A 5073-nucleotide genomic window follows, 5' to 3' on the forward strand; every position below is an offset into this window, starting at 1 on the left:
GGTCTGGATAGGCCTCGCCGAGCGCGATCAGCCGGCCGAGCGAGGCGGTCAGGGCGTTCTCGGCCGCGGCCATCTGGCCCGGCCCCTGCGCCGAGATCGCGGTGTTGCGTGCCTTGACGACGTCTTCGAGCGTCGAGCGCTCATGCGCCGCATAGCCCTTCACGGTCTCGACCAGGTTCGGAATCAGGTCGTGCCGCTGCTTGAGCTGAACGTCGATGTCGGCGAACGCCTGTCCGAGGCGTTGCCGCAGCGCCACCAGGCGGTTGTAGGTCACGAGCGCATACAGCGCGAGCGCGACGACGATGCCGAGAAAGATCCACATATTGCCGGTTCCCATTCAACGACGACCCTGCACCTTGCGCCTGGACGGCACGCGTGCGGCCGGGACCGCGCCACCCGCGCGGCATCCCTTGGTCGTCGCTGCAGGTGCGAATGTTCAATCCACGGTGTCGCCCCAGTCGAGACGGCGGAAGCGGGCGTAGGCGGGCTTGTTGCGGCGGGGCGCGACGGCGAGCTCGAGCTTGCCGGCCGGCGTGCAGAGTTTGGCGGTGATCGCCGCCTTGGTCTGCTCGGGCTGCGCCAGCACGCGCGCCGGCCGCTCCGGCAATGCGGCGCGGGTCAGCGCCACGTAGCTGAACTTCTCGTCTTCGAACGGGACATCGGCGGCCTTGAGCTGCAGATGCAGCTTCGAGCGCGGCAGCCGCTGCACGAAGTGGCACCAGTCCGGCGCGGTCAACGGACAGGTAGCCTCGTGCGGGCATGGCGCGATCACGCGCGCGCCCTGGGCGGTCAGCCGGTCGCGCAGGTCGAGGATGCGCTGGTAGCCGGCGGGCGTGCCGGGTTCGACCACCAGCAGCGTATCGGTGGTCTTGCGCCACAGTGCGTCGGCGAAGGTTACCCGGGCGGCGTCGGAGAGCTCGTTGATGACGTAGCTCGCGATCACCAGGGCCGCCTCCGGCGCATCGGCCAGCGCCTTGCCGGCGTCGCCGAGCCGGTAGTCGATCGCCGGCAGCCGCGTGGTCTCAGCGAGCTGCAGGGCGAGGTTGCGCAACGCCGGATTGGCGTCGAGCAGGGTGAAGCGCTGCAGCGTGTCGAACGCCTGCGCGGCGGCCCAGCTCGCGGTGCCAGGCCCGGCGCCGACATCGAGCAGCGTTGCCGGGGCGAAGTCAGGTCGGATTGCTGTTAGCGCGTTGAGACAGGCGATCACCGCCGCGTAGGTCGCCGGCATCCGCGCACCCGCATAGGCCAGTGCGTCGGCCTCGCTGGTGATCGGCGCCGAGGTGCCGCCGCCGCGATAGGTGAGCGAAATCCGCTCCGCCCGCGCTGCCGTGTCGGCACGTGTGAGGCCGTGCAGCTTCTGCTCCAGCGCGGTCTTGAGTTCGGCGGGGAGGGATGGGGGGATCAACAGCTCACCCTTTGCCGGATGACACCGCGTCTCGCCGGCAGCGCAGGAGTACAACTGCTCGATGTGTCGCCGCCCATTAGTACGTCATGCGCGGGCTTGACCCGCCTGCGGGGCCGTAGCCCCTGCGGCGCGGCGAAGGCCCGCGCATCCATCAGCGCGCGCAGCGCGCAGCACGAAGAGGATTTGCGAACAAGATGGATCGCCGGGTCAAGCCCGGCGATGACGGATCCGTCGATCCTTCTGCGCCGCGTCACTGCCTTGGCGCGAGCGCCGCTCACGCCACGTTCTGATCCAGAATGTCCACCGCGCCCTGCAGGTCGACGGAGACCAGCTGGGAGACGCCGCGTTCGGCCATGGTGACGCCGAACAGGCGGTTCATGCGGGCCATGGTGATCGGGTTGTGGGTGATGGTGATGAACCGCGTTTCCGTGGTCTTCGCCATGTCGGTGAGCAGGTCGCAGAACCGTTCGACGTTGTGGTCGTCGAGCGGCGCGTCGACTTCGTCCAGCACGCAGATCGGCGACGGGTTGGTCAAGAACACCGCGAAGATCAGCGCCATCGCGGTCAGCGCCTGCTCGCCGCCCGAGAGCAGCGACAGCGACTGCGGCTTCTTGCCCGGCGGCTTGGCGATGATGTCGAGACCGGCTTCGAGCGGATCGTCGCTTTCGATCAGCTTCAGCTCGGCCTCGCCGCCGCCGAACAGTGTGGTGAACAGCCGCTTGAAGTGACCGTTGACGACGTCGAACGAGGCGAGCAGCCGCTCGCGGGCTTCCTTGTTCAGGCTCTGGATGCCGGTGCGCAGCTTCTTGATCGCTTCGACCAAATCGTCGCGCTCGGCCGCCAGCGTGCCGTGCTGAGTCTCGACCTCGTTGAGTTCTTCCTCGGCGCGCAGGTTGACGGCGCCGAGCCGCTCACGGTCGCGGCGCAGCTTGTCCAGGCTCTCTTCGATTTCGGCGAGCGGCGGCAGGTCGGCGCCCTCGACGATCTCGGCGAGCTGGGCGGCGGCCTGCGGCTCGACCTCGAGCATGTCGCGGATTTCGCGCTCGACGTCTTCGAGCCGGCGGCGGGCCGCTTCCATCCGCTCCTCGGCGCGAGCGCAGGCTTCGCGGGCGCTGGAGAGCTGTTCGAGCGAGGCTTTCGCCAGCCGGTCGGTCTCGGACATCGCCTGTTCGGCGGCTGCCAGCGCATCGGCGGCGGCGCGGCGATCGGCTTCGGCGAATTCGATCTCGGTGATCACCGCGCTGCGCTTCTCGGCGAACACTTCGGGCGCGTTCTCGAGTTCGGCGCGCTCGGCGGTGAGTTCGGCGACGCGCTCTTCGACGGTGGCGATCTGCGACGCCGCGCCAGCCTTGCGCTTCTGCCAGTCCATCCGCTCGGCGGCGATCGCCTGCAGCCGCTTGTCGGCAAGCTCGGCTTCGCGCGCCAGCGCCTGGGCTTCGGCGCGGATCTGCGCGGCGATGCGGCGGCGGCCGTCGATGTCGCCGCGCACCGCGGCGAGGCGGGCTTCGGCTTCGGTGTTCGGCTCCAGATCGGCGATCTGCGCCTCGGCGTTCTCCAGCGCGGCTTCGGCTTCGGCGCGGTCGGTGGCGAGGCGCGACTGCGCTTCGGCCAGCGCCGATTTGCGCGCAGCGTGGCGGTTGACCTCGCGCTCGGCGGCGGCGAAGCGTTCGCGGGCGGCGTCGACTTCGCGGCGGGCACCGCGCAGCGCTTCACGTGAGGCGGTCTCGGCGGCGGCCGCCATCTTCAATTCGGCTTCGGCGGTCTCCAGCGCCTGGCGCTTGGCGGCGGCCTCGATCCGGGCCTGCTCGAGTTCGTTCTCGATGTCGGTCAGGCGGGCGCGTTCGGCGAGACGGCGGGCGGCGCCGGTCGGTGCATGGGCCGAAGCGACGAAGCCGTCCCAGCGCCAGACGTCGCCGTCGAGCGATACCAGCCGCTGGCCGGTCTTGAGCTTTTCGCACAGCTCATTGCCACGTTCCTTGGTGACGACGCCGATCTGGGCGAGGCGGCGCGCCAGCTCCGGCGGCGCGGTGACATGCTGCGCCAGCGCCTCGACGCCTTCCGGCAGCGCCGGATCTTCCGGCTGCACGCCGACATCGGTCCAGCGCATCGGCGCCGACGGATCGACCGGTGCGTCGAGATCGTCGCCGAGCACGGCGCCGATCGCTTTCTCATAGCCCTTGGCGACGGTGATGCCGTCGATGATCGGCGGCCACAGATTCTTGGTCTCGCCGTTGAGGATCTTGCTGATCGTCTTGGCTTCGGTCTCGAGCCGCTGCACCTTCTTATCAGCTTCGACCAGCGGCGCCCGCGAGCCGTCCAGCGTCTGCCGCGCCGCGATTTGGGCGGCTTCGGCCGCCTGCACCGCGGCTTCCTGCTCGGCCAGCAGCTCCTGGGCGATCTCGACCGCTTCGGCGAGTTCGGTCAGGTCGCCGGCGCCGGAGGTCTCGGCTGACAGCCGGTCGATCTCGCTCTCGACGTTCTTGATCTCGGTATCGAGCCGCGCCAGCCGGTCGCGATGGGTGCGGACGCTCTGCTCGAACTGGTTGCGCCGCGCGGTGAGTTCGGCGAGCTGGGTGGTGAGTTCGGCGAACAGCTGCTCGGCTTCGCCCAGCGAGGCATCGGCTTCGGCGACGCGCTCATCGACGCCGCTGCGCTTCTCGACCCGCTCCAGGATCTCTTCGCGCAGCTCGATGTCTTCGGTGTCGAGCCGCTCCAGCGCGGCGTCGGCGTCGATCGCCTGCTGCTGCTCGCGCGCGACGTCGGAGTAGAACTGCGTCAGCCGCCGTTCCAGTTCGACGACGCGCTCCTTGGCGCGGGCCTCTTCGCGGTCGAGCTGTTCGCGGGCGTTGATCAGCCGCTGCAGGCCGGCGGCGGCGCGGGCTTCCGCCTCGCGCAGGCTCGGCAAGGTGGAGGCGCGCTCGGCCTGGATGCGGGAGGCCTCGGCCTGCACGCGGGTGCATTCGGCGAGCTGGCGCACCCCGAGATCGTGCACCTCGGCGGCGGCGCCGACTTCGGCCTGCGCGTCGCGCCAGCGCAGATGATACAGCATCGCTTCGGTCTTGCGGACCTTGGCGGCGACCTCGCGGAACCGGATCGCCTGGCGCGCCTGCTTCTTCAGGCCGTCGACCTGGGTCGACAGCTGGCCGATCACGTCTTCGACGCGGGTCAGGTTGGTTTCGGCCGCTTTCAGCCGCAGCTCGGCTTCGTGGCGGCGGGCGTGCAGACCGGCGACGCCGGCGGCGTCTTCCAGCACGCGGCGGCGCTGTTCCGGTTTGGCCTGAATGATTTCACCGATCTTGCCCTGGTGGACCAGCGCCGGCGATCGGGCGCCGGTGGCGGCGTCGGCGAACAGCAGCTGCACGTCGCGGGCGCGGACTTCGCGGCCGTTGATGCGATACACCGAGCCGGCCTCGCGCTCGATCCGGCGCGAGATATCCAGGGTGTCGGAATCGTTCAGCGCCGCCGGCGCGGTGCGATCGGAATTGTCGATCGACATCACCACTTCGGCGTGGTTGCGCGCCGGGCGGTTGCCCGAGCCGGCGAATATCACCGCGTCCATGTCGGTGGCGCGCAGCGATTTGTGCGAAGTTTCGCCCATCGCCCAGCGCAGCGCTTCCACCAGATTGGACTTGCCGCAGCCGTCCGGCCCGACCACGCCGGTCAGACCC

General features: G+C 69.8%; 3 protein-coding genes. All 3 read right to left on the minus strand.

All coding sequences use genetic code 11. From position 1 onward, the window contains the following. The coding region (locus DYI24_RS21040; protein WP_164573710.1) for a LemA family protein at positions 1 to 337 on the minus strand (337 nt) is incomplete at its 3' end. 99 nt (positions 338 to 436) lie between these two features. Beyond that, positions 437 to 1405 (minus strand): small ribosomal subunit Rsm22 family protein, encoded by a 969-nt coding sequence (locus tag DYI24_RS21045; RefSeq protein ID WP_164573711.1) that lies wholly within the window; start codon positions 1403 to 1405, stop codon positions 437 to 439. Between the two features lie 274 nt (positions 1406 to 1679). Beyond that, positions 1680 to 5073, minus strand: a 3394-nt coding sequence (smc, locus tag DYI24_RS21050; RefSeq protein ID WP_164573712.1) for a chromosome segregation protein SMC, incomplete at its 5' end; no start/stop codon positions are given.

This window comes from Rhodopseudomonas sp. BR0C11, assembly GCF_010820945.1.
GTDB lineage: Bacteria > Pseudomonadota > Alphaproteobacteria > Rhizobiales > Xanthobacteraceae > Rhodopseudomonas > Rhodopseudomonas palustris_H.